Source organism: Streptomyces sp. NPDC046909 (assembly GCF_040644695.1).
Lineage (GTDB): Bacteria > Actinomycetota > Actinomycetes > Streptomycetales > Streptomycetaceae > Streptomyces.
Map to the genome: position 1 here is coordinate 88,994 of NZ_JBEYXC010000024.1, position 23,046 is coordinate 112,039.

The 23,046-nt window shown below is 70.6% G+C and carries 18 protein-coding genes and 1 pseudogene; 11 read left to right on the plus strand and 8 right to left on the minus strand.

Going from position 1 to position 23,046, the window contains the following annotated elements:
• Positions 1–31 precede the first annotated feature (31 nt).
• Positions 32–1,303, minus strand: a complete 1,272-nt coding sequence (locus ABZ928_RS47905) for an extracellular solute-binding protein (protein WP_361534674.1) — start codon at positions 1,301–1,303, stop codon at positions 32–34.
• Positions 1,304–1,716: 413 nt separating this feature from the next.
• Here ABZ928_RS47905 and ABZ928_RS47910 point away from each other — a divergent pair, with 413 nt between their 5' ends.
• Positions 1,717–2,751 carry a LacI family DNA-binding transcriptional regulator gene (locus ABZ928_RS47910; RefSeq protein ID WP_361534677.1) on the plus strand — a complete coding sequence of 345 codons (1,035 nt, stop codon included), beginning with the start codon at positions 1,717–1,719 and terminating at the stop codon, positions 2,749–2,751.
• Positions 2,752–2,883: 132 nt separating this feature from the next.
• A complete protein-coding gene (locus tag ABZ928_RS47915; RefSeq protein ID WP_361534680.1) occupies positions 2,884–3,750 on the plus strand; it encodes a phosphatase PAP2 family protein in 867 nt (288 codons plus the stop codon).
• Here ABZ928_RS47915 and ABZ928_RS47920 read toward each other — a convergent pair.
• On the minus strand, positions 3,713–4,600 hold the full coding sequence (locus tag ABZ928_RS47920) for a LysR family transcriptional regulator (RefSeq protein WP_361534683.1): 888 nt from the start codon (positions 4,598–4,600) through the stop codon (positions 3,713–3,715). The genes ABZ928_RS47915 and ABZ928_RS47920 overlap by 38 nt on opposite strands.
• A gap of 71 nt (positions 4,601–4,671) precedes the next feature.
• Between ABZ928_RS47920 and ABZ928_RS47925 the strand changes: the two genes are divergently transcribed.
• On the plus strand, positions 4,672–5,592 hold the full coding sequence (locus tag ABZ928_RS47925; RefSeq protein ID WP_361534686.1) for a DMT family transporter: 921 nt from the start codon (positions 4,672–4,674) through the stop codon (positions 5,590–5,592).
• Here the strand turns inward: ABZ928_RS47925 and ABZ928_RS47930 are convergent.
• A complete protein-coding gene (locus tag ABZ928_RS47930) occupies positions 5,580–8,570 on the minus strand; it encodes a bifunctional [glutamine synthetase] adenylyltransferase/[glutamine synthetase]-adenylyl-L-tyrosine phosphorylase (protein ID WP_361534689.1) in 2,991 nt (996 codons plus the stop codon). The genes ABZ928_RS47925 and ABZ928_RS47930 overlap by 13 nt on opposite strands.
• A gap of 105 nt (positions 8,571–8,675) precedes the next feature.
• On the minus strand, positions 8,676–9,536 hold the full coding sequence (locus ABZ928_RS47935) for a hypothetical protein (RefSeq protein WP_361534692.1): 861 nt from the start codon (positions 9,534–9,536) through the stop codon (positions 8,676–8,678).
• A 159-nt stretch (positions 9,537–9,695) separates the two neighbouring features.
• Here ABZ928_RS47935 and ABZ928_RS47940 point away from each other — a divergent pair, with 159 nt between their 5' ends.
• From ABZ928_RS47940 to ABZ928_RS47950, 3 genes are read left to right on the plus strand one after another with little or no spacing between them, the layout of a single operon-like run.
• Positions 9,696–10,424 carry a helix-turn-helix transcriptional regulator gene (locus tag ABZ928_RS47940; RefSeq protein ID WP_361534695.1) on the plus strand — a complete coding sequence of 243 codons (729 nt, stop codon included), beginning with the start codon at positions 9,696–9,698 and terminating at the stop codon, positions 10,422–10,424.
• 52 nt (positions 10,425–10,476) lie between these two features.
• Positions 10,477–10,908, plus strand: a complete 432-nt coding sequence (locus tag ABZ928_RS47945) for a pyridoxamine 5'-phosphate oxidase family protein (protein ID WP_361534698.1) — start codon at positions 10,477–10,479, stop codon at positions 10,906–10,908.
• A gap of 35 nt (positions 10,909–10,943) precedes the next feature.
• Positions 10,944–11,378, plus strand: coding sequence for a VOC family protein (locus ABZ928_RS47950; protein WP_361534701.1), 435 nt, complete (start codon positions 10,944–10,946; stop codon positions 11,376–11,378).
• 70 nt (positions 11,379–11,448) lie between these two features.
• Here ABZ928_RS47950 and ABZ928_RS47955 read toward each other — a convergent pair whose 3' ends face one another.
• Both ABZ928_RS47955 and ABZ928_RS47960 read right to left on the minus strand, forming a co-directional pair.
• Complete coding sequence (locus tag ABZ928_RS47955; protein WP_361534704.1) at positions 11,449–13,014, minus strand: hypothetical protein; 1,566 nt, start codon at positions 13,012–13,014, stop codon at positions 11,449–11,451.
• A gap of 95 nt (positions 13,015–13,109) precedes the next feature.
• The gene (locus ABZ928_RS47960) at positions 13,110–14,471 is read right to left on the minus strand and encodes a glutamine synthetase family protein (RefSeq protein ID WP_361534707.1); all 1,362 of its coding nucleotides are present in this window, start codon (positions 14,469–14,471) and stop codon (positions 13,110–13,112) included.
• Positions 14,472–14,820: 349 nt separating this feature from the next.
• Here ABZ928_RS47960 and ABZ928_RS47965 point away from each other — a divergent pair, with 349 nt between their 5' ends.
• The 5 genes and pseudogenes from ABZ928_RS47965 to ABZ928_RS47985 all read left to right on the plus strand — a co-directional run.
• Complete coding sequence (locus ABZ928_RS47965) at positions 14,821–15,483, plus strand: DUF3105 domain-containing protein (protein WP_361534710.1); 663 nt, start codon at positions 14,821–14,823, stop codon at positions 15,481–15,483.
• The gene (locus ABZ928_RS47970; protein WP_361534713.1) at positions 15,480–16,100 is read left to right on the plus strand and encodes a DUF305 domain-containing protein; all 621 of its coding nucleotides are present in this window, start codon (positions 15,480–15,482) and stop codon (positions 16,098–16,100) included. The genes ABZ928_RS47965 and ABZ928_RS47970 overlap by 4 nt, the downstream gene beginning before the upstream one ends.
• A gap of 185 nt (positions 16,101–16,285) precedes the next feature.
• On the plus strand, positions 16,286–18,232 hold the full coding sequence (locus ABZ928_RS47975; protein ID WP_361534716.1) for a S53 family peptidase: 1,947 nt from the start codon (positions 16,286–16,288) through the stop codon (positions 18,230–18,232).
• A gap of 92 nt (positions 18,233–18,324) precedes the next feature.
• Positions 18,325–20,364, plus strand: coding sequence for an NAD(+) synthase (locus ABZ928_RS47980; RefSeq protein ID WP_361534719.1), 2,040 nt, complete (start codon positions 18,325–18,327; stop codon positions 20,362–20,364).
• Positions 20,365–20,369: 5 nt separating this feature from the next.
• A pseudogene (locus tag ABZ928_RS47985) lies at positions 20,370–20,566 on the plus strand (hypothetical protein); the annotation flags it as partial.
• Between the two features lie 84 nt (positions 20,567–20,650).
• On the opposite strand, the gene ABZ928_RS47990 reads toward ABZ928_RS47985, so the two are convergent.
• Together ABZ928_RS47990 and ABZ928_RS47995 are read right to left on the minus strand one after the other, a co-directional pair.
• Complete coding sequence (locus ABZ928_RS47990) at positions 20,651–21,880, minus strand: MFS transporter (protein WP_361534722.1); 1,230 nt, start codon at positions 21,878–21,880, stop codon at positions 20,651–20,653.
• A 79-nt stretch (positions 21,881–21,959) separates the two neighbouring features.
• Complete coding sequence (locus ABZ928_RS47995; RefSeq protein ID WP_361534725.1) at positions 21,960–23,009, minus strand: endonuclease/exonuclease/phosphatase family protein; 1,050 nt, start codon at positions 23,007–23,009, stop codon at positions 21,960–21,962.
• Positions 23,010–23,046 lie beyond the last annotated feature (37 nt).

Below are 23,046 nucleotides of genomic sequence, written 5' to 3' on the forward strand. Positions count from 1 at the left end.
GAATTTGGGGGATCCGGCGGCCGCTCGGGGCTTACTTGCTGAAGTCCGGGACCAGCTTGGCGATGGCGGTCTCGGCGTTGCTCAGGCCCTTGTCGAGGGACTCCTTGCCACCGGCGATCTTCGGCAGCTCGGTGTCCAGCGGGCCCCACAGGGAGCTGTACTCGGGCAGCGCCGGGCGCGGCTGGGCGGCGGCGAGGACCGTGCCGTAGCCGGCGATGCCCGGGTCGGCCTTGACGGCGTCGGTGTAGGCGTCGTCACGGGTGGGCAGCGTGGAGTTCTTCAGCGCGATGGTCGCCTGGGACTTCGCGGAGGTCATGAAGTTGACGAACTTCAGGGCCGCCTTCTGGTGGGCGGAGTCCGAGCCGGCGTAGACGGAGAGGTTGTGGCCGCCGGTCGGGGCGCCCGCCTTGCCGGTGGAGCCGGCCGGGACGGTGGCGATGCCGAGGTTGGACTTGTCGCTGAACGCGGAGCCCTTGTAGAAGTTGGTGATCTCCCACGGGCCCTGGATGATCGCGGCGACCTTGCCGTTGACGAACGCGTCCTGGATGTGGGCGTAGGCGTCGGCGGTGGTGTCGGCCTTGTGCAGGCCCTTGCCGGAGAAGAGGCTCAGCCAGGTGCCGTACGCCTTCTTCGCGGCGTCCGAGTTGACCGTGATCTTCTTGGCGGCGGCGTCGACGGTGTCGGTGCCCTCGCCGTAGAGGAAGGACTGGGCGTAGTAGGCCTGGGTGGAGCCCCAGTAGCCGTCGACACCGGTCTTGTCCTTGATGGTGGCGGCGGCCGTCTTCAGGTCGTCCCAGGTCTTGGGGGCCTCGACGCCGGCCTTCTCGAAGAGGGCCTTGTTGTAGACGAGGGCGAGGGTGTCGGTGACCAGCGGGACGCCGTAGGTCTTGCCTTCGTACTTGGCCTGCTCGATCAGGTTCGACTTGAACTTGCTCTCGTCGGCGAGGGCCTCGGTGCCGTCCAGCGGCAGCAGGTAGCTCTTCTTGGCGAAGGCGGGGGTCCAGCCGACCTCGGAGCGCAGCACGTCCGGGGCGCCGGAGGCACCGGCGGCGGTGTCGAACTTGTTCTGCGCCTGGTCGAACTGGACGTTGACGTACTTGACCTTGATGTCCTTGTTCGCGGCCTCGAACTCCTTGATGAGGGCCTTGTACGTCGGCGCCTCGTTGGTGGCGTTGGAGGTGTCCCACCAGGTGATGGTGGTCGGACCGCTCGAGTCGCTGCTGCTGTCGTCGTCCCCGCCGCAGGCCGTCGCCGTGAGGGCGAGGGACGCCACCAGCGCGGTGGCCGCTATGCCACGCCGCATGAGTTCTCCTTGAGGGTGAAAGCCCGTGTAGTGCAGGGGGCGGTCCCGTCCGCCGTCCTGCGGTGCAGGGGTGGCCCCGTCTGCCATCCACTGCCGACTTGCCGACTGCGCCGTTGCGGCCGCCGGGCGTGGCCGAACGTAACAGCGATGTAAGCGTTGCGAAAGACCTTGCAGCAAAAAAGTGCAAGACGTCGCTGACGTTATCCGGGCGTGACCTGTGGGCAACCACCGTGAGACGCTTGTTTCCAGCGGTGGGGCGGCACAAGGTGGGTTGTGCAAGACTCTGCAAGCTCTTGCCATCACTTTCACGAGGGAGCGCGATGACGCAGCAACCCGGACCGGCGCGGCCAACAGGACGGCCGCGGCGTCCATTTGGTGTGCAAGGGCAGAATCGGCCGGTACAGTCCAATCCCGTGACCACACGGCTTGCTGACATCGCTGCGCAAGCGGGGGTGAGCGAAGCGACCGTCAGCCGGGTCCTCAACGGGAAGCCGGGCGTCGCCGCCACCACCCGCCAGTCCGTACTGGCCGCGCTGGACGTGCTCGGCTACGAGCGTCCCGTGCGGCTGCGCCAGCGCAGTGAGGGCCTGGTGGGCCTGATAACCCCGGAGCTGGAGAACCCGATATTCCCGGCGCTGGCCCAGGTCATCGGGCAGGCGCTGACGCGGCAGGGGTACACCCCGGTCCTCGCCACCCAGACCCCGGGCGGTTCCACGGAGGACGAGCTCACGGAGATGCTCGTCGACCGGGGCGTGGCGGGCATCATCTTCGTCTCCGGACTGCACGCGGACACCTCCGCCGACATGCAGCGCTACGAGCAGCTGCGCGGCCAGGGCGTGCCGTTCGTGCTCGTGGACGGTTTCTCGCCGAAGGTGCAGGCGCCGTTCATCTCCCCCGACGACCGTGCGGCGATGACGCTGGCCGTCACCCATCTCGTCTCCCTCGGGCACACCCGGATCGGCCTGGCTCTCGGCCCCAAGCGGTTCGTGCCGGTGCAGCGCAAGATCGAGGGCTTCGTCCGCGCGATGCAGGACCAGCTGGGTCTGTCCACGGACGCCGTCGAGACGGAGTTCGTCCAGCACTCGCTGTACACGCTGGAGGGCGGCCAGGCGGCGGCCACGGCGCTGATCGGCCGCGACTGCACGGCGGTGGTGTGCGCGAGCGACATGATGGCGCTGGGCGCGATACGGGCGGCCCGGCAGCTCGGTCTGGACGTCCCGAAGGACGTCTCGGTGGTCGGCTTCGACGACTCCCCGCTGATCGCGTTCACCGACCCGCCCCTGACGACCGTACGCAAGCCGGTGCCCGCGATGGGCCAGGCCGCGGTGCGGACGTTGCTGGAGGAGATCGGCGGGACGCCCGCGCCGCACAGTGAGTTCGTGTTCATGCCGGAGCTGGTGGTGCGTGGTTCGACCGCTTCGGCCCCTGGGGACCGGAATCGTCCTTAAGGCGGAGAAGGGGCGGTTCCGAGGCCCTGCGCTGGTAGGAGCCGGGGGACTCGTCCCGCCGTAGAACGTGCGGCCCGGACCCGACCGGGGGATGATCTGGGGGCAAGGGCTTTTCTGGCAGACTCTGTGTCCATGGGTGATTCGACCGTGACGACACTGGAAGGCCGCGAAGAGGCCGTTCCCCAGCCTGTCGCGGCCGATTCGAGGCCGGGCTTCCTGCGCCGGCTGCGCACCCCGCGCCGCCCCCGCCTCTGGTTCGAGATCCTGCTGATCGCGGTGAGTTACTGGACGTACTCACTGATCCGCAACGCGGTCCCGGAGCAGCGGGCCGAGGCGCTGCGCAACGCCGACTGGATCTGGCGGATCGAGCACGACCTCGGGATCGCGGTCGAGGAGTCGGTCAACCACACGGTCAACTCGGTGACTTGGCTGATCGTGGGCATGAACTACTACTACGCGACCCTGCACTTCATCGTGACGCTCGGTGTCCTGGTGTGGCTCTTCCGCAGCCACCCCGGTCGCTACGCGGCGACCCGCATGGTCCTCTTCGCGACGACCGGCGTGGCCCTGGTCGGTTACTACCTGTATCCGCTGGCCCCGCCGCGCCTGATGAACGGCAACGACTTCATCGACACGGTCGTCGTGCACCACACCTGGGGCTCGATGGCCTCCGGCGACCTGAAGAACATGTCGAACCAGTACGCCGCGATGCCCTCCATGCACATCGGCTGGTCGCTGTGGTGCGGCCTGACGATCTTCGCGCTGGCGTCCGTCCCGTGGGTCCGCGTCCTGGGCCTCCTCTACCCGGCGGCCACGCTGGTGGTCATCGTCGCGACGGCCAACCACTTCTGGCTCGACGCGGTGGGCGGCATCCTGTGCCTGGCCTTCGGCTTCACGGTCGCGAGGCTCTGGTACGGCGCCCTCCCCTACCGCCTGCCCCGGCTGGTACCGCCGCCGCCCCTCAAGCAGCCTCGGCCGCGGTCCGCATCGCCGCGATGAACGCCCGCAGCGCGGGCTGCGGCGGCGCGGTCTCCCGTACGGCCGCGTAGATCGACCGCGTGGGACGGCCCCGCAGTTCCCGTACGACGACGCCGGGCCGCAGCCCGACCCCCAGCCCGAGCCGCGGAATCATGCTGACTCCCAGCCCGGCCGCCACGAACCCCTGCGCGGTGACATAGTCCTCGCTCTCGACGACGAACCGCGGCCGGAACCCCGCCGCGTCACAGGCGGCGAGTTGGGCGTCGAGACAAGGACCGGGCCACTCACTCCCGACCCAGGGCTCCTCCGCCAGATCGGCCACGCTCACCTCAGGAGCGTCCGCGAGACGATGCCCCTCGGGCAGCACGGCGAGATACGGGTCGTCCAACAAATGCAACAGCCGTACGCCGTCCCGCACCGTACGTCCGACCACCAGCGCCAGATCCGCCCGCCCCTCCCGCACCTCCGGCAACGGATCCTCGGGATCGATCAACTTGAGCTCGACCTGCACGCCGGGATGCTCGGCCCGCAGCCGCGCCACCGCCGGAGCGACCAGCGACGCCCCCGCCGTCGCGAAGTACCGCACCGCCAGCCGCCCCGTCCGCCCGGCCAGCAGATCGGCCAGGGCCGTCTCCGCCTCGGCGACCTGACGGCTGATGGTGTCCGCGTACCCGGTCAGCAACAGCCCCGCCGCCGTGGGCCGCACCCCCCGCCCGACCCGCTCAAGGAGCTCCGTCCGCGCCTCCTTCTCCAGCGCGGCGATCTGCTGACTGACGGCGGAGGGCGTGTACCCCAGCAGGGCAGCCGCCCCCGTCACCGACCCACTGCTCACCACGGCCCGCAGCACCTGCATCCGACGCACATCCAGCATGTAGCACAGCTTAACAACCTATCCAGAACCCTTCACTTGTCCTCACGCGTCCAGTCCCGGACCGTAGACCCATGTCTCCCGCCTCGACGCTCCGCATGGCAGCCCTGGCCCTCCTGTGGGGCTCGGGCTTCCTCTGGATCAAACTCGCCCTCAACCACGGCCTCTCCCCCGCCCAGATCACCATCGCCCGCTGCGCCCTGGGCACGCTGACCCTGCTGGCCCTGGCCCGCTCGGCCGGCCAGCGCCTCCCCCGCGACCGCGCGACCTGGGGCCACCTGGTCGTGGCCGCCCTGTTCTGCAACGCGATCCCCTTCGCGCTGTTCGCACTCGGCGAGCAGCACCTCGACTCGGGCATCGCGGGCGTCCTCAACGCGACGACCCCGCTCTGGTCCCTCCTGATCGGCCTGCTCCTGGGCACCGACCGCGGCCTCCACCCCGTACGCCTGACCGGCCTCCTCCTCGGCTTCGCCGGTACGGTCCTGATCTTCGCCCCGTGGCACCGCTCGGGCCTGCTCAGCTGGAGCGCGCTGGCCCTGCTGGGGGCGGCGGCGAGCTACGCGGTGGCCTTCGCGTACATGGCCCGCAAGCTGACCGACAAACGGGCACCGATGGCGATGTCGGCGGCGCAGCTGCTCGCCGCAACGGGCTGGACGACCCTGTCCCTGCCGGTGGCGGGCCCGGTCGACGCCGACGTCACGGCACTCCTGGCGGTCACGGCACTGGGCGTCCTGGGTACGGGAGTGACCTTCTACCTCAACTACCGCTTGATAGCGGACGAGGGCGCGACGACGGCGGCAACGGTCGGCTACTTGCTGCCGGTGGTGTCGGTGGCGCTGGGCGCGCTGCTACTGGACGAACAGGTGGGAATCCGGGTGCTGGCAGGCATGGCGATCGTCCTGGCAGGGGTCGCCATGACACGCGTGGAAGGGGCGCGGGGAACTGCGCGACCAGCCCCGACGGCGCCGCAGTCAAAAACGGTTCACGCCCCGTAGAACAACGTCTCCACCACAGCCCGAGCCCGCCGAGCCGTACGCCGATAGTCATCCAGCATGTCCCCCACATGCCCGGGCCCGTACCCCAAGTACCGCCCCACGGCGGCAAGTTCACGCGGGTCGGACGGAAACGTGTCCCCGGCCCGCCCCCGCACCAACATCACCGCATTCCGCACCCGGGTGGCCAACACCCAAGCCTCGTCGAGAATCGCCGCATCCTCACCCGACACGAGCCCCGCGGAGCACGCCGCCGCCAACGCCTCCCGCGTCCGAGTGGTCCTGAGCCCCGGCTCGGCCCACCCATGCCGCAGCTGGAACAACTGCACGACCCACTCGACGTCGGACAGCCCGCCCGGCCCCAGCTTGGTGTGCAGCTTGGGGTCGGCGCCACGAGGCAACCGCTCCGACTCCATACGGGCCTTGAGCCGCCGGATCTCCCGTACGGCGTCGTCGCCCAGCCCCTCCGCCGGGTACCGCAGAGGATCGATCAGCTCGATGAAGCGCTGCCCCAAGTCCGCATCACCGGCGACGACTTCGGCGCGCAGCAGTGCCTGTGACTCCCAGACCAGGGACCACCGGCGGTAGTACGCCTCGTAGGACTTCAACGTCCGGACGAGCGGCCCGGACTTGCCCTCGGGGCGGAGGTCCGCGTCGATGAGGAGGGGCGGGTCGGCGCTGGGGATCTGCAACAGCCGGCGCATCTCGGCGACGACCTTGTTGGCGGCTTCGGCGGCGGACTGTTCGGGCACGCCGTTGCGGGGTTCGTGGACGAAGAGGACGTCCGCGTCGGAGCCGTAGCCGAGTTCGTTGCCGCCGAAGCGGCCCATGCCGATGACGGCGAACCGGGTGGGGAGGGTGTCGCCCCAGGTGGCGCGGACGACCGCGCGCAGGGTGCCGGCGAGCGTGGCCGCCGTGAGGTCGGAGACGGCCGCGCCGACGCGGTCCACGAGGGCGCCCTGGTCGGCCTCGGCGGGCTGGGTCTCGGTGCCGTAGGAGCCGACGATGTCGGCGGCGGCGGTGCGGAACAGTTCGCGGCGGCGGACTCCGCGGGCCGCGGTGACCGCCTTCTCGGCGCTGTCCGCGCGGCTGACGGCGGCGAGGACCTCCTGTTCGAGCGCGGCGCGGCCGCGGGGTGCGAGCCCTTCCTCGTCGCCGAGGAGGGCGACCGCCTCGGGGGCGCGCATGAGCAGGTCGGGGGCGAGGCGTCCGGCGGAAAGCACGCGGGCGAGGTTCTCGGCGGCGGCGCCCTCGTCCCGCAACAGGCGCAGATACCAAGGGGTCTTGCCCAACGCGTCCGACACCTTGCGGAAGTTGAGGAGGCCCGCGTCCGGGTCTGCGGAGTCGGCGAACCAACCCAGCAGTACGGGAAGGAGGGTTCGCTGGATGGCGGCCTTGCGGGTGACGCCGGAGGCGAGGGCCTCCAGATGGCGGAGGGCGGCGGCGGGGTCGGCGTACCCGAGGGCGACGAGCCGTTCGCGGGCCGCCTCAGGGCTCAAACGGGCCTCGCCGGGCGCGAGTTGGGCGACCGCGTCCAGCAGCGGCCGGTAGAAGAGCTTCTCGTGCAGCCGTCGTACGACACTCGTGTGCCGCTTCCACTCCCGGTTCAGCTCGGCCACCGGATCCGTGCGCAGGCCGAGGGAGCGGCCGATGCGGCGCTGGTCGGACTCGTCCTCGGGGACGAGGTGGGTGCGGCGCAGCCGGTAGAGCTGGATGCGGTGTTCCATGGAGCGCAGGAAGCGGTAGGCGTCGTCGAGCTGTACGGCGTCGTCGCGGCCGACGTAGCCGCCGGCGGCGAGGGCCTGGAGGGCGTCGAGGGTGGTGCCGCTGCGGAGGGAGGCGTCGGCGCGGCCGTGCACCAACTGGAGGAGCTGGACGGCGAATTCGACGTCGCGGAGGCCGCCGGGGCCCAGCTTCAGCTCGCGCTCGACCTCCGAGGCCGGGATGTTCTCGACGACCCGGCGGCGCATCTTCTGCACGTCGGCGACGAAGTTCTCGCGCTCGGCGGCCTTCCAGACGAGGGGTTCGAGGGCGGCGACGTACTCCTCGCCGAGTTCGATGTCCCCGGCGACGGGGCGGGCCTTGAGGAGGGCCTGGAACTCCCAGGTCTTGGCCCAGCGCTGGTAGTAGGCGAGGTGGGAGGAGAGGGTGCGGACGAGGGGGCCGTTGCGGCCCTCGGGGCGGAGATTGGCGTCGACGGGCCAGATGGACCCTTCGACGGTGGTCTCGGAGCAGATCCGCATCATGTGCGAGGCGAGCTTGGTGGCGGAGCGCAGGGCCTTGCCCTCGTCGGCGCCTTCCACCGCCTCGCCGACGAAGATGACGTCGACGTCGGAGACGTAATTGAGCTCGTGGCCACCGCACTTGCCCATCGCGATGACCGCGAGCCGGCAGGCCGCGGCGTCGTCCGGAGCGGCCGCCCGCGCTATGGCGAGGGCGGCGCGCAGGGTCGCGGTGGCGAGGTCGGCGAGTTCGGCGGCGGTCTCGGCGAGGTCCGTGGTGCCGCACACATCGCGGGCGGCGATGGAGAGCAGGCAGCGGCGGTAGGCGACGCGGAGGGAGACGGGGTCGGCGGCCTCGGCGAGGCCGCGCTCGAACTCCTCCACGCCGGGGTGGAGATCGCGCGGCTCGTACATGACGAGCGCCTGCCAGTCGCCGGAGTGCCGGGCGAGATGCTCGGCGAGCGCGGCGGAGGCGCCGAGCACACCGAGGAGACGGTCGCGCAGCGGCTTGGCCGCTATCACCGTGTCCAGCAGTTCGCGGCGGGCGGTGGGGGCGGGCTGGGCCTCCAGGAGCCGTACGAGACCGTGCAGCGCGAGATCGGGGTCGGCGGTGGCACCGAGGGCTTCGAGCAGCACCGGATCATTGCGTACGGCGGTGAGCTCGGGGCTCTCCAGGAGCCGCTCGGCGGCCGAGGGATCGGTGAAGCCGTGCCGCAGCAGCCGACTGAAGGTACTGCTCCTGCGCCCCGGCGCCGTCATCCTCGGCCTCCTCCGATCAAGGTCATACCTGCTTGAGCCTAACCGGAGAGGGTCGGAGAAGCGCCGGGGCGGATCGGTCGGGGTGAGAGGCCCGCGCGGTGGGTCTCAGCGGTTCACCACCAGGGTCGCCGGGCGGGACGGGTCCGCGGGGACCTTGTCGCCCGGCATACGGCCCGGGGTGGTGACGCCGTCGAGGGGTGGCAGGAAGGCGGCCGCGACGGGGTGCCCTGCGACGGGGACGTACACCCGCTGCACGGTGCCCGGGGCGGCCTCGCCCGGCAGGGAGGCGTACTGGACGTCGAGGCACAGCTCGCGCAGACGGGCCAGTACGGCGGTGACGGGTGCGCCCGGTTCGACCTTCGGGAGGACGACCTGCGTGGGCCGCGCGCACTCGCGGTCGCCGGGCGGCGGTACGGGCTGTCCGGACCGACCCCCGTGCGGCCCGGACAGGGTGAGCTGGACGAGATCGCCGACGGCGCTGTTCGTGGTGTCGACGCGGATCGTGTCGTCGCGCAGCCACTGGAGCGGATGTCCGTCGAGGTCCGCCATCACCCAGTCGGCGGTGTCGACGACGTACGCCGTCTCGACCGCGGACTGCTCCGGCGGCTCCAGCCGTCGCGGCGCCCGCCCGCGCGAGGCCCGGTCCGCCCACGTCCCCGGCCAGTGCCGCAGCACGACCAGGAGCCGTCCGTCGGGGCGGGTGAAGCGGTGGGCGCGGCCGGCGGGCACGGTGTACGCACCGGCCGGGCTGACCGCCTCGCGGGAGGCGCCGTGGATCTCGACGTCGCCGCGTGCGCCGAGCGTGAAGCGGACGGTCGTGAAGTGGCCGCCCTGCTGCGAGGCGGACTTGGTGACCGCCGCGTCGCAGCCGGTGCCGAGCAGGGCCGCGACGAGGACCAGCGCGGCCGGCCTCGCGCAGGAACGCGGATGGCCGCGACCGTCGTAGGTACGTAGAGGGAAACGCATCGGATGCCTCCGTCTCTCCCGGCAGCCGGAACACTGCCTGTGCCGACGATGCTCCTGCTCAACTGCCGCGGCCCATTCGTCATTTGGCGAATCTCCGGCGTTCGCAGGGCGTGCGGGAGTACGTTCGCCGCAGGCGGGGCCGGTCCTCGGGAGGCATCCATGACGACGGCGGAAGCGCATCTGCGACGTATGGCGGACGTCCTGGCGGAGGCGCGGGAGGACCGCTCGGGCGAGGTGCCGCCCCGGTCCCTGCTGCTCGGGCTCCAGCGGCTGGTCCCGTGCGACTCGGCGAGCTTCTGCGAGCTGGACATTCCGACCCGGCGGGTCCTGAACGCGCAGGAGACGGACGAGGAGGAGGGCGGCGGCATGATGCCCGGGTACTGGCGCTGGCGTCACCAGCATCTCCAGTGCCTCCAGGTCTGCCGTCCGCACGACGCTCCCGAGACGACCCAGATGGCGGACTTCCTCTCGGTGCGCGAGCTGCGGGACCTGCCGATCTACACGGAGTTCCTCACCCCGTGCCCGACCATCGCGGACATCGCCCTGCCCACCGCCCCGAACCGCACCCGGGTGTTCCAGTTCTTCCGCACCGGCGGGAAGCCGTTCACCGACCACGAGATGACGACACTGGAGCTGATGGCTCCGCATGTGTACGAGATCTACCGGACGGCCGCCCGCAGGCGCCGCCCCGCCGTACGGCTGACCCACCGGGAGCTGGACGTCCTGCGCTGTGTGGCCCGGGGCCTGGACACCCCGCGGATCGCCGAACAGCTGTCGGTCTCCCCCAGCACGGTCCGCAAGCACCTGGAGCACGTCTTCGGCAAGCTGGGCGTGTCGAGCCGTACGGCCGCGGTGGCGCGGGTGTTCCCCGATCCGGACGCGCTGTGACCGATGAGTTCCGGCGCCGCGGCGGGTCTGCCCTTGCGAAGGGAGACCGCCCATGCCCGACACACACAGGTCCGACAAGCGACCCGACACCCGGCTCGACCCCCGGTACAGCGACGGGACGGCCACCGCCGCCGACTGGTCCGAGGCGTTGAAGATCCTCACCGAGACCGAGCTGTTCTGGATCTCCACGGTCCGCCCCGACGGACGCCCGCATGTGACCCCGCTGCCCGCGGTGTGGTCCCAGGGCGCGCTGCACTTCTGCACGGGACCGGAGGAGCGCAAGGCGCTCAATCTCGCGGCCAACCCGAACGTCGTGCTGACCACCGGCGTCAACACCTGGAAGGAGGTCGAGGTACGGGAGGGGTACTTCCAGCACGGTGGCGGACGCGCTCTGGTCTTTTCGGTGGCGCCGCGTACGGTTTTCGGCTTCGGTAAGGGAGAACCGTTCAGCCAGACCCGCTGGCGGTTCGAACAGGTCGAGTGATGAGTGTTGTCTGACGTCGACAAGGGAGTCACGCCATGGACATGAGCCTCGAAGTGATCCTGCTGCCGGTCACCGATGTGGACCGGGCCAAGGAGTTCTACCAGGACAAGGTCGGTTTCCATGTGGACCTCGACGGCGAGGTGATGGAGGGCGTACGGATCGTGCAGCTGACGCCGCCCGGGTCGGGCTGTTCGATCGCGCTCGTCGACGGGCTCCAGGTCCCGACGGGGACGCCCCAGCCGGGCACGTATCACGGCATGCAGCTGTGCGTCACGGACGCGAAGGCGGCGTACGACGAGCTGAGGGCACGTGGTCTCGACGTGAGTGAGCCGGTGCAGTTCGCGCCGCAGGACGGGGCCACGTTCATGTACTTCAAGGACCCGGACGGAAACGGCTGGGCGATCCAGGAGTACAAGCGCCGGGAGACCGAGCCGCTGCACCAGGTGCTGGCGAAGCTGGCCGGGGAGTAGCGCGGCGGGGTGACGCGGGGCGCGCGCGAGGTGCGGTCCCGCGTCTCCCTCATCTCTGTTCCGGCCCGTGTCAGGGGGTACGTCGGCGGCGGCGGACGACGACGAGGACGATTCCGGCCAGCAGGGCGGTGCCTGCCGCCGCGGTGGCGATGCGGGTCGGCCAGGGGGTGTCGGAGGCGGCCGGGGCGGTGGGCGTACCGAAGGTGAAGGTGGCGCTGTCGTTGGCGGTGTCGGGGTCGTGGAGGGCGATGCCGGCCGGGCCGGGGCGTACGGTCGCCCTGCCCTTGGCCCCGTCGTACGCCTTGGACGTCTTCACGGACAGGACGAAGGGCTGGCTCTTGCCGGCGGGGACACCGAACGGCACGGAGCACACGTAGTGCCGGTGGCCCGCCGCGAAGCGGGCCGTCCGGTCGCTGTCCCACACGCGGCAGGGGCCGTAGATGCTGTCCTCCTCCTCGGTGTAGGCGATGCCGGTCGCGACCGCGCCCTCGGGCAGGACGACCTCGACGACGGCGACGGACTCGCCGTCGGTCCCGTACACGGAGGCCGGGCCGTGGTTCAGGGCGTCGATGCGCAGTCTCCAGTCGCCCGCTCTGCGGCCCGCCGGTTCCGTGGTGGCCTCGGCGGCGAGGTCCGCGGAGCTGTCGGCCGTGACGGTGAACCGGCCCTCGGCGCCCTGCTCGAAGCCGGTCCCCGCTCCGGAGGCCGGCACCAGGGTGAGTGCCGGTCCGGTGCCCCGCTCGTAGCCGCCGCCGGGTGTGACGCCGGGTTTGACCAGCTCGACCGAGTAGTCGGTCACCGCGGCGAGGAGGCGCTCGCCGACCGTGGCCGTCAGGGGGCTGCTCAGCTCCACGGTCGCCCCGACGGGCACGGAGTCCGGGCCGACCGGGAAGAGGCAGGTGACGCTGGACCGGCCGCCGGGTTCGACGGGCCCGTCGCCCGCGCTGTAGGTGCAGTTGGAGAACTTGTGGTCGAAGACCAGCCCGCCCACCGATTCCCAGCGCAGCATGATGCGCCGGTCGGTGGCCAGATCCCCGGTGTTGCGGAGCTGGAGGGGCACCTGGACCCGGGACCCGGGCTCAAGGTCCGTCATGTCGGGCAGCGCGCCGACGACCAGGGTCGGGGTGCCGACGACGACCTTCGCCTTCGCGGTGGCGCCGGTGGCGTTGTCGGCACTGACCTCGTACGTGATCGTGCCGCTGGTGCCGGGAGCGACGCCCGCGTCCGCCCGCAGGGTGAACTCGACCGCCCGGGCGGGCATGCCGGTGCAGGTGAGGACCTGTCCGGCGGCCTCGCAGTGCGGATCGTGGGCCGCGACGCTCACGATGCCCGTCATGCCGCGCGCGTCGATGCGGATCGTCTCGTGTGTGGGTACGGGAACCTGCGCTCCCCCGTCGTAGAACATCCAGGCCACACCGACGGTCTGCGCCGACGCCCCCACGTTGAGCTGCTTGTCCGCCTCGATCGTCGCGTACGCCCGCGTCGGCAGCGGCGAGGGCGACGTCGACGGCGACGGCGACGGCGACGGCGACGGCGACGGCGACGGCGAGGGATCGTCGGCCGCGGCGGCACCGGGCAGCAGGGCGAGCAGCAGGGCGGCCGCCCCTGTCCCCAGCACCCCGCACACGGACCTCATGCCCATTCGATGCGCGAGCGGCGCCGAAGGTTGCACACGAGAGGGGGCCGGCGGTCCACCGACCGCCGGCCCCCTCTTCTCGTCTTCTCGCGCGCTTACAGAACCGGCAGGTTCTTCCGCAGCTCGAACGCGGTGACCTCGGAGCGGTACTCCTCCCACTCCTGGCGCTTGTTGCGCAGGAAGAAGTCGAAGACGTGCTCGCCGAGCGTCTCGGCGACCAGGTCGCTGCGCTCCATCAGGGTCAGGGCCTCGCCGAGGTTCTGCGGGAGGGGCTCGATGCCCATCGCGCGGCGCTCGGCGTCGGAGAGGGCCCAGACGTCGTCCTCGGCGCCCGGCGGGAGCTCGTAGCCCTCTTCGATGCCCTTGAGGCCGGCGGCGAGGAGGACGGCGTAGGCCAGGTACGGGTTGGCGCCGGAGTCGATCGAGCGGACCTCGACACGGGCCGAGCCGGTCTTGCCGGGCTTGTACATGGGGACGCGGACCAGCGCGGAGCGGTTGTTGTGGCCCCAGCAGATGTACGAGGGGGCCTCACCGCCGGCGCCGGCGGTGCGCTCGCTGCCGCCCCAGATGCGCTTGTAGCTGTTGACCCACTGGTTGGTCACCGCGGCGATCTCCGCCGCGTGCTTCAGCAGGCCCGCGATGAAGGAGCGGCCGACCTTGGAGAGCTGGTACTCCGAGCCGGACTCGTAGAACGCGTTGCGGTCGCCCTCGAACAACGACAGGTGGGTGTGCATGCCCGAGCCCGGGTGCTCGGAGAACGGCTTCGGCATGAAGGTCGCCTGGACGCCCTGCTCCAGCGCCACCTGCTTCATGACCAGGCGGAACGTCATGATGTTGTCCGCCGTGGAGAGGGCGTCGGCGTAGCGGAGATCGATCTCCTGCTGGCCGGGGGCGCCCTCGTGGTGGGAGAACTCGACCGAGATGCCCATCGACTCCAGCATGGTGATCGCCTGGCGGCGGAAGTCCATGCCGATGTTCTGCGGGGTGTGGTCGAAGTAGCCGGAGTTGTCGGCCGGGGTCGGGCGGGTGCCGTCCAGCGGCTTGTCCTTCAGCAGGAAGAACTCGATCTCCGGGTGGGTGTAGAAGGTGAAGCCCAGGTCGGAGGTGCGGGCCAGGGCGCGCTTCAGGACGTAGCGCGGGTCCGCGAAGGACGGGGAGCCGTCCGGCATGAGGATGTCGCAGAACATGCGCGCGGTGCCCGGGGCCTCGGCGCGCCACGGCAGGATCTGGAAGGTCGACGGGTCCGGCTTGGCGATCATGTCGGACTCGTAGACCCGGGCGAAGCCCTCGATCGCGGAGCCGTCGAAGCCGATGCCCTCGTCGAAGGCCTGCTCCAGCTCGGCCGGGGCCACGGCGACGGACTTGAGGAAGCCCAGCACGTCCGTGAACCACAGGCGTACGAACCGGATGTCGCGCTCCTCCAACGTCCGGAGCACGAACTCCTGCTGCTTGTCCATCTAGCTTCCCCATCCTTGCTGGTCAGGCCGCCTGCCTCCAGTCCCGAGAGAGACGGTCGGGCACCTGAGCATCCCACCACAACACCATTTCATCCGTGTTGCGGACCATGATCGGCGGGCCGACCTCCGGGCGAACGCCTCACGTACGGCAGGTGTACTGTTCTGCGCCCATCTTGCCTGCTCGGACCCGCAGAAGTAATGCCGGGCGGGCCGGAACCTCACGGGAACCCGATCGCCGCGCGCCACCCGGTCTCCGTCATTCCTGTGCCCTCCCTTTCAAGAGGCGCCACCTCCCCCACTACGATCAGCTGACCCGACCGGCCCTCCATTACCCAGAAGGACACACCCCATGGGTTCCGCCAAGAAGAAGAACTCCGCCGAGCGACAGGCTCGAATAGCGGAGATGCGGCGCGCCGAACAGGCTCGCGAGCGCCGCAACCGGCTCCTGACGATCGGGGCGAGCGTGGTCGTCGTCGCCGGTCTCGTCGTGGGCGGCGTCGTGCTCGTGCGGTCGCAGGACGACGGCGGCAGCAGCACGGCCGACTCCAGCAACCCGGGGCACTGGACCACGGGCAAGGACGGGGTGAAGACCTGGTCGTCGAAGCTCAGCCAGACCCATGTCACGAAGACCGTGAAGTACCCGATGACGCCCCCGGCCGGCGGTGACCACGACGCGCGCTGGATGAACTGCAACGGCGACGTCTACACCAAGGAACTCAACAACATGAACGCCGTGCACTCGCTGGAGCACGGCTCGGTGTGGGTGACCTACACGTCCAAGGCCAAGAAGGCCGACGTGGACGCGCTGGCGAAGAAGGTCAAGGCGACGCCGTACTCGCTGATGAGCCCCTACGAGGGCCAGGAGGCGCCGATCATGCTGACGGCGTGGGGGCACCAGCGGACGGTGACGGGCGCGAGCGACCCGAACGTGGCGAAGTTCTTCGAGACGTACGTCCAGGGTGAGCAGACGCCGGAGAAGGGTGCGACGTGCTCGGGCGGTCTGACGCAGTGAGGAAGGCCGGCTGGATCGCCTCGGCCGCGGCGGCGGTGCTCGTCGCGACCGGGGGGATCACCTACGCCGTCACCCAGGACGACGGCTCTGCCGGCACCCCGGCGGCCGACTCGGCGGACGCCGGGTTCGCGCGGGACATGGCGGTCCACCACCAGCAGGCGGTGGAGATGTCGTTCATCGTGCGCGACCGGACCACGGACGAGGACGTGCGGCTGCTCGCGTACGACATCGCGCAGACGCAGGCCAACCAGCGCGGCATGCTGCTGGGCTGGCTGGATCTGTGGAATCTGCCGAAGGTGTCCTCGGATCCGCCGATGACGTGGATGGACATGGCCGGCATGGCCTCCGGCGAGGACGGTGCGCTGATGCCGGGCATGGCGACCAACACCGAGCTGGCGAAGCTGAGGAAGCTCAGCGGCAAGCAGGCGGAGATCTTCTATCTCCAGCTGATGACCGACCATCACAAGGGCGGTATCCACATGGCCGAGGCGTGTGTGTCGCGCTGCACGGTGAAGGTGGAGAAGGACATCGCGCAGGGCATGGTGAACGCGCAGGAGTCCGAGATCGATGTGATGGCGGACATGCTCAAGGAGCGGGGCGCGAAACCGCGTTCATAGCGCAGCCGCGGAGGGCCATAGAGGGTTTCCCCTCGGTCCTCATAGCGCGTTAACCCTCAAATGGCCTTGTCATTAGGTTAATTGGGCTCTTCTTGGGATTCGTATTCCCCTGGCATGAACGGTTCATCGAAAGAGTGGCCCCCGTCGAGTGATCCACTCGATACGAACCGCATACAGGGGGTTCCATGAGATCCAACCGCGCCACTCTGCGCGCCGGCGTGAGCATGGCAGCGACACTGCCCATGATCGCCGGCGCGCTGGCGCTCGGCATACCCGCGGCGCACGCCGCGGACACCCCGGCCCGGGACACTCTGGCCGGGACCAAGCCGGCGTGGGCCACGGCCAAGGCCGACAAGGGCGCCACGGCGGACAGTTCGAAGGTCTCCGCCCGCGTCTACCTCGCAGGCCGCGACGCGACCGGCCTCGCCGCGTACGCGAAGTCCGTCTCCGACCCCGACTCGGCGTCGTACGGCAAGTACCTGAGCGCGAAGCAGGCGCAGGCCCGCTTCGGCGCGACCGCTGCACAGGTCGCCGCGGTGAAGTCGTGGCTGACGTCGGCGGGCCTTGAGGTCACCGGGGTCGCGCAGCACTACGTCTCCGTCTCCGGTGACGTGGCCGCCGCCGAGAAGGCGTTCGGCACCTCGCTGCACAACTACGCCAAGGGCTCGAAGACCTACCGCGCGCCCGCGAAGACGGCCTCCGCCCCGGAGAGCCTGAACGGCGCCGTCCTGACCGTCACCGGCCTGGACAACGCCCCGCACAAGGCGACCCACAACGACCAGCTGCCCGGTCCGGGCGCCGTGTTCAAGAACTCCGGGCCGTTCTCCTCGTACTACGGCTCCAACATCGCGAGCACGCTGCCCGACGCGTACGGCGGGAAGATCCCGTACGCCGTCGAGGGCTACACCGGCAAGCAGTTGCGGGCCGCGTACGGCGCGGGCTCGTACACCGGCAAGGGGGTGCGTGTCGCCATCACCGACGCGTTCGCCTCGCCGACGATCGCCTTCGACGCGCAGACCTACGCGAAGAAGCACGGCGACGCCGCCTGGAAGACCGGCCAGCTGTCCCAGGTGCTGCCCAAGGACTACCGGTACACCGGCGCCGACGAGTGCGACGCCTCCGGCTGGTACGGCGAGGAGACCCTGGACGTCGAGGCCGTGCACGCGGTCGCGCCGGACGCGCAGGTCACGTACGTGGGCGCCTCCTCCTGCGTCGACGACGACCTGCTCGACTCGCTCAGCAAGATCGTCGACCAGCACCTCGCCGACATCGTCTCCAACTCCTGGGGCGACATCGAGGCCAACCAGACGCCGGACCTCGCGGCCGCCTACGACCAGGTCTTCCAGTTCGGCGCGGTCGAGGGCATCGGCTTCTACTTCTCCTCCGGCGACAACGGCGACGAGGTCGCCAACACCGGCACGAAGCAGGTCGACACCCCGGCCAACTCGGCGTGGGTGACGGCGGTCGGCGGTACGTCCCTCGCCGTCGGCAAGGGCGACAAGTACCTGTGGGAGACCGGCTGGGGCACCGAGAAGGCCGTGCTGTCCGCGGACGGCAAGAGCTGGACCAACTTCCCCGGCGCGTTCACCTCCGGCGCGGGCGGCGGCACCAGCAAGACCGTCGCCGAGCCCTTCTACCAGAAGGGTGTCGTCCCGGACGCGCTCGCCAAGGCCAACAACGCCTCCGGCAACCGTGTCGTCCCGGACATCTCCGCGATCGCGGACCCGAACACCGGGTTCAAGGTCGGCCAGACGCAGACCCAGGCGGACGGCACCGAGTCCTACAGCGAGTACCGCATCGGTGGTACGTCGCTGGCGGCGCCGGTCATCGCGGCGGTGCAGGCACTCGCCACGGAGGCGCGGGGCGGCAAGGCGATCGGCTTCGCCAACCCGTCGATCTACGCGAAGTACGGGTCGAAGGCGTACCACGACGTCACCGACAACCCGACGGGCTCCGGCCTGGCGGTCGCGCGCGTGGACTTCGTCAACGGCTACGACGCCACGGGCGGTCTGACGACGTCGGTGCGCTCCCTAGGCAAGGACAGCTCGCTGTCCGCGGTGAAGGGATACGACGACGTGACGGGCGTGGGCACGCCCGCGAACGGCTACGTCCAGTCGTTCCGCCGGCACTGAGGCCTCAGGACTGCTGAGACACCAGGGGTGGCGAGAGGTGACCGACACCTCTCGCCACCCCATCGCGTCTCTCTGACGATTACACTGGCCCCGTGCCTCCACTGAACTTCTGGTCGATCTATCAGCACGGGTTCGCGCGCGTGGCCGCCTGTACCGGTCACACGGTCATCGCCGACCCGCCCGCCAACGCCGAAGCGGTCCTGCGCCACGCGCGCCGGTGCGCCGAGGAAGGGGTCGCGGTCGCGGTCTTCCCGGAGATGGGACTGTGCGGCTACTCCATCGAGGACCTGCTGCTCCAGGACGCGCTGCTCGACGAGGTCGAGGCGGCCGTGGCGACCGTGGTGGAGGGCTCCGCCGAGCTGCTGCCGGTGCTGGTGGTCGGCGCCCCGCTGCGGCACCGCAACCGGATCTACAACTGCGCGGTGATCGTGCACCGCGGCCGGATCCTCGGGGTCGTACCGAAGTCGTACCCCCCGAACTACCGCGAGTTCTACGAGCGCCGCCAGATCGCCGACGGCTCCGACGAACGCGGCGGGACCATCCGCGTCGCCGGCGCGGAAGCCCCCTTCGGCGTGGACCTGCTCTTCGAGGCGGCGGACGTCCCCGGCCTCGTGCTGCACGCCGAGATCTGCGAGGACATGTGGGTGCCGGTGCCGCCCAGCGCCGAGGCCGCGCTCGCCGGCGCGACCCTGCTCGTCAACCTCTCCGGCAGCCCCATCACCGTCGGCCGGGCCGAGGACCGCAAGCTGCTGTGCCGCTCGGCGTCCGCACGCTGTCTCGCGGCGTACGTCTACGCGGCGGCCGGCCTCGGCGAGTCCACGACCGACCTGTCCTGGGACGGCCAGGCGATGGTCTACGAGAACGGCGTGCTGCTCGCCGAGACCGAGCGGTTCCCGCTGGGTGACGAGTACGCGGTCGCCGACGTCGACCTGGATCTGCTGCGGCAGGAGCGGGCCCGCATGGGCACGTTCGACGACAACCGGCGCACCCACCGGGCCCGGACCGCCGACTTCCGCACGGTCTCCTTCGAACTCGACCCGCCCCTCACCGACCTGGGCCTCAAGCGCCGCCTGGAACGCTTCCCGTTCGTCCCGGCCGACGCCGACCGGCTCGCCCAGGACTGCTTCGAGGCCTACAACATCCAGGTCCAGGGCCTCCAGCAGCGCCTCGCGTCGATCGGCGGCGCCAAGGTCGTCATCGGGGTCTCCGGCGGCCTCGACTCCACACACGCCCTGATCGTCGCCGCCCGCGCGATGGACCGGGCGGGGCGCCCGCGCACCGACATCCTCGCCTGGACCCTGCCCGGCTTCGCCACCAGCGACCACACCAAGGACAACGCCCACGCGCTGATGCGGGCGCTCGGGGTCACCGCGGCGGAACTGGACATCACGCCGACCGCCCGTCTGATGCTCAAGGAGATGGACCACCCCTTCGCCTCCGGCGAGCCGGTGTACGACGTCACCTTCGAGAACGTGCAGGCCGGTCTGCGCACCGACTACCTCTTCCGGCTCGCCAACCAGCGCGGCGGCATCGTGCTCGGCACGGGTGACCTCTCCGAGCTGGCCCTGGGCTGGTCCACGTACGGCGTGGGCGACCAGATGAGCCACTACAACGTCAACTCCGGTGTGCCGAAGACGCTGATCCAGCATCTGATCCGGTGGGTCATCAGCAGCGGGCAGTTCGACGAGGAGACCGGGAAGATCCTCGCCGCGATCCTCGACACGGAGATCAGTCCCGAGCTGGTGCCGGGTGAGGAGATGCAGTCGACGGAGTCGAAGATCGGGCCGTACGCCCTGCACGACTTCACGCTCTTCCATGTCCTGCGGTACGGGTTCCGGCCGTCGAAGATCGCGTTCCTGGCATGGCATGCGTGGCACGACGCGGGGGGTGGGGCCTGGCCGCCTGGGTTCCCCGAGGCCAAGCGGGTCGCCTACGACCTCGGGGAGATCCGGAAGTGGCTGGAGGTGTTCTGCCGGCGGTTCTTCGGGTTCGCGCAGTTCAAGCGGTCGGCCATGCCGAATGGGCCGAAGGTGTCGGCGGGGGGTTCGTTGTCTCCTCGGGGTGACTGGAGGGCGCCTTCGGACAGTTCGGCTCGGGCTTGGTTGCGGGATCTGGAGCGGTTCGAGCTGTAGTACGCCGGGGGCTGCCGGCTCTGCTCGCCGAGGAGTTGCGGGGTGGGTGCAGTACCGGGCGGCTGGTCGAGGGGTTGTGGCACGGTCGCAGTTCGGGGCCGATGTGGTCGCCAGTACGCCCACCGGGTACCGGCTGGACCTGACGGAGGCTCAAGTCGACTCCTCCGCGCTGTTGTTGTGCGAGGCGGCCAGTGCCTCGCGGGGCTGAAGCCGCGAGGCGACAGGGCTGAAGCCGAAGAAGGGGCGCCCGGCGATCACCGGGCGCCCCTTCACGTCGTACGACCACTCAGTTCCGTACCGCCGCCGCCACCTGTTCCGGCAGATGCCCGGCCACCACCCGCTCCCGGACGACGGACGACGGGGCCGCCCGCCTCCGGTCGACCGCGTACGCCGCCCCCGCGACCCCGAGTCCCAGGACCGCGAGGCCCGCGCCCGCGATCGCCGGGGAGGTGACCCCGAAGCCGGCCGCCAAGGCGAGGCCGCCGATCCACGCGCCGCCGGCGTTGGCCAGGTTGAAGGCGGCCTGGTTGGCGGAGGAGGCCAGGGAGGGGGCGGAGGAGGCCTTTTCCATGACCATCAGCTGGAGGGGGGAGCCGGTGATGAAGGCGGCGATGCCCAGGAGGATCACCGCCAGGGCCGCGCTCCACTCCGTGGACATCAGGAGCGGGAACAGGGCGAGGACGACTACCAGCGAGGTCAGGCCGCCGAACAGCGTGCCCCGCATCGCGTGGTCCGCGAGCCGGCCGCCCACGAGGTTGCCGATCGTCGCGCCGACGCCGAACAGGGCGAGCAGGAGCGTCACGCTGGCCTCGGCGAAGCCGGCGGAGTCGGTGAGCATCGGTGTGATGTAGCTGTACGCGGCGAAGAGCGCGCCGAAGCCCGCGACGGTCGTGCCGAGGGCCAGCCACACCGGGACGGACTTCAGGGCCGCCAGCTCACCGCGCAGGCCGGAGCTCGAAGCCGCCGCCACCCTGTCGTGCGGGATCAGCCACGCGAGCGCGGCGATGGCCGCGAGGCCGATCGCGCTCACGCCCAGGAACGTCGCGCGCCAGCCCATGTGCTGTCCCATGAGCGTGGCGACCGGCACGCCCGCGATGTTGGCGACGGTCAGGCCGAGGAACATCAGGGAGACGGACCGGGCCTTGCGCTCCGGCGCGACCATGTTGGTGGCGACGACCGCGCCGACGCCGAAGAAGGCGCCGTGCGGCAGTCCGCTGACGAAGCGGGCGACGAGCAGCCAGTCGTGGTCGGGGGCGAACGCGGAGGCCGCGTTGCCGGCGATGAACAGCGCCATCAGCCCGATGAGGACACTACGGCGGGACATGCGCGCGGTGACGGCGGCGAGCAGCGGGGCGCCGATGACGACGCCCAGCGCGTAGGCCGAGACGAGGTGTCCTGCGGTGGGGAGGGAGATGCCGAGGTCCGCCGCGACGTCGGGCAGCAGGCCCATCATCACGAACTCGGTGGTGCCGATACCGAAGGCGCCCACCGCGAGGGCGAGCAGGGCCAGGGGCATGGAAAGCCTTTCAGGGTTGTTCCGCGGCGCTTATGTTCACCTGCGGAACAAAGCCTCTCGGGCCCAGTATTCCAGACGGTTACGAGGACGTGTCGACCTTCACACGGGCAGCCAGCGGAAGGTGGTCGCTGCCCGTCTCCGGCAGCGTCCACGAGCTCTCCGGCTCGACGCCCCGCACCAGGATCTGGTCGATCCGCGCCATCGGGAACGACGCCGGCCAGCTGAACCCGAACCCGCTGCCGGCCGCGCCCTGCGTGGAGCGCATCTGGGCGGTCACCGCGTTGAGCGCGCGGTCGTTCATCGTGCCGTTGAGGTCGCCGAGCAGCACGACCCTCGTCAGCGGCTCGTCGGCGATGGCCTCACCGAGGGCGTCGGCGCTCTTGTCGCGCTGCCGGGCGGTGAACCCGGCCTCCATCTTCACGCGCACCGACGGGAGGTGGGCGACGTACACCGCGACCTGCCCCTTCGGCGTGGTCACCGTGGCCCGCATGGCGCGGGTCCAGCCCAGTTTGATGTCGACGGGCTCGATCCCGGTGAGCGGGTACTTGCTCCACAGCCCGACCGTGCCCTGCACCGAGTGGTACTTGTACGCCCCCGCCAGCGCCTTCTCGTACGTCGGCACCGCGGCCGAGGTCAGCTCCTCCAGCGCCAGCACGTCCGCGCCCGACGCGGCCACGTCACGGGCGGTGCCGGACGGGTCGGGGTTGTCGGCGTTGACGTTGTGCGTGGCCACCGTGAGGTCGCCGCCGGAGCCGGTCTTGTCGGTGAGCAGACCGCCGAAGAGGTTGAGCCAGACGATCGCCGGGAGCAGTACCGCGATCAGGGCGGTCGCCGACTTCCGTACCAGGCCGAGGATCAGCAGCACCGGCACGAGGAGGCCCAGCCAGGGCAGGAAGGTCTCGGTCAGGCTGCCGAGGTTGCCGATCCGGTTCGGGATCCGCGAGTGCAGCAGCATCACCAGCGCGAGGAGCACCGCGACGGCGGCGAGGACGAGACCGCGGCGCCAGATTCTCGGATCGCCGCGCCATCCGGTGAGCAGTCGGTCGAGCAGGCGCCGGAGCCTGGAGCCCTGGCGCTCGGGTCCCGAGCCGCCGTTGTCCGTCTCCTCCATGTACGCCTGCTGCGCCATACCGCGTCGCCTCACTGCCTGCCGTGCATCCGTCCGT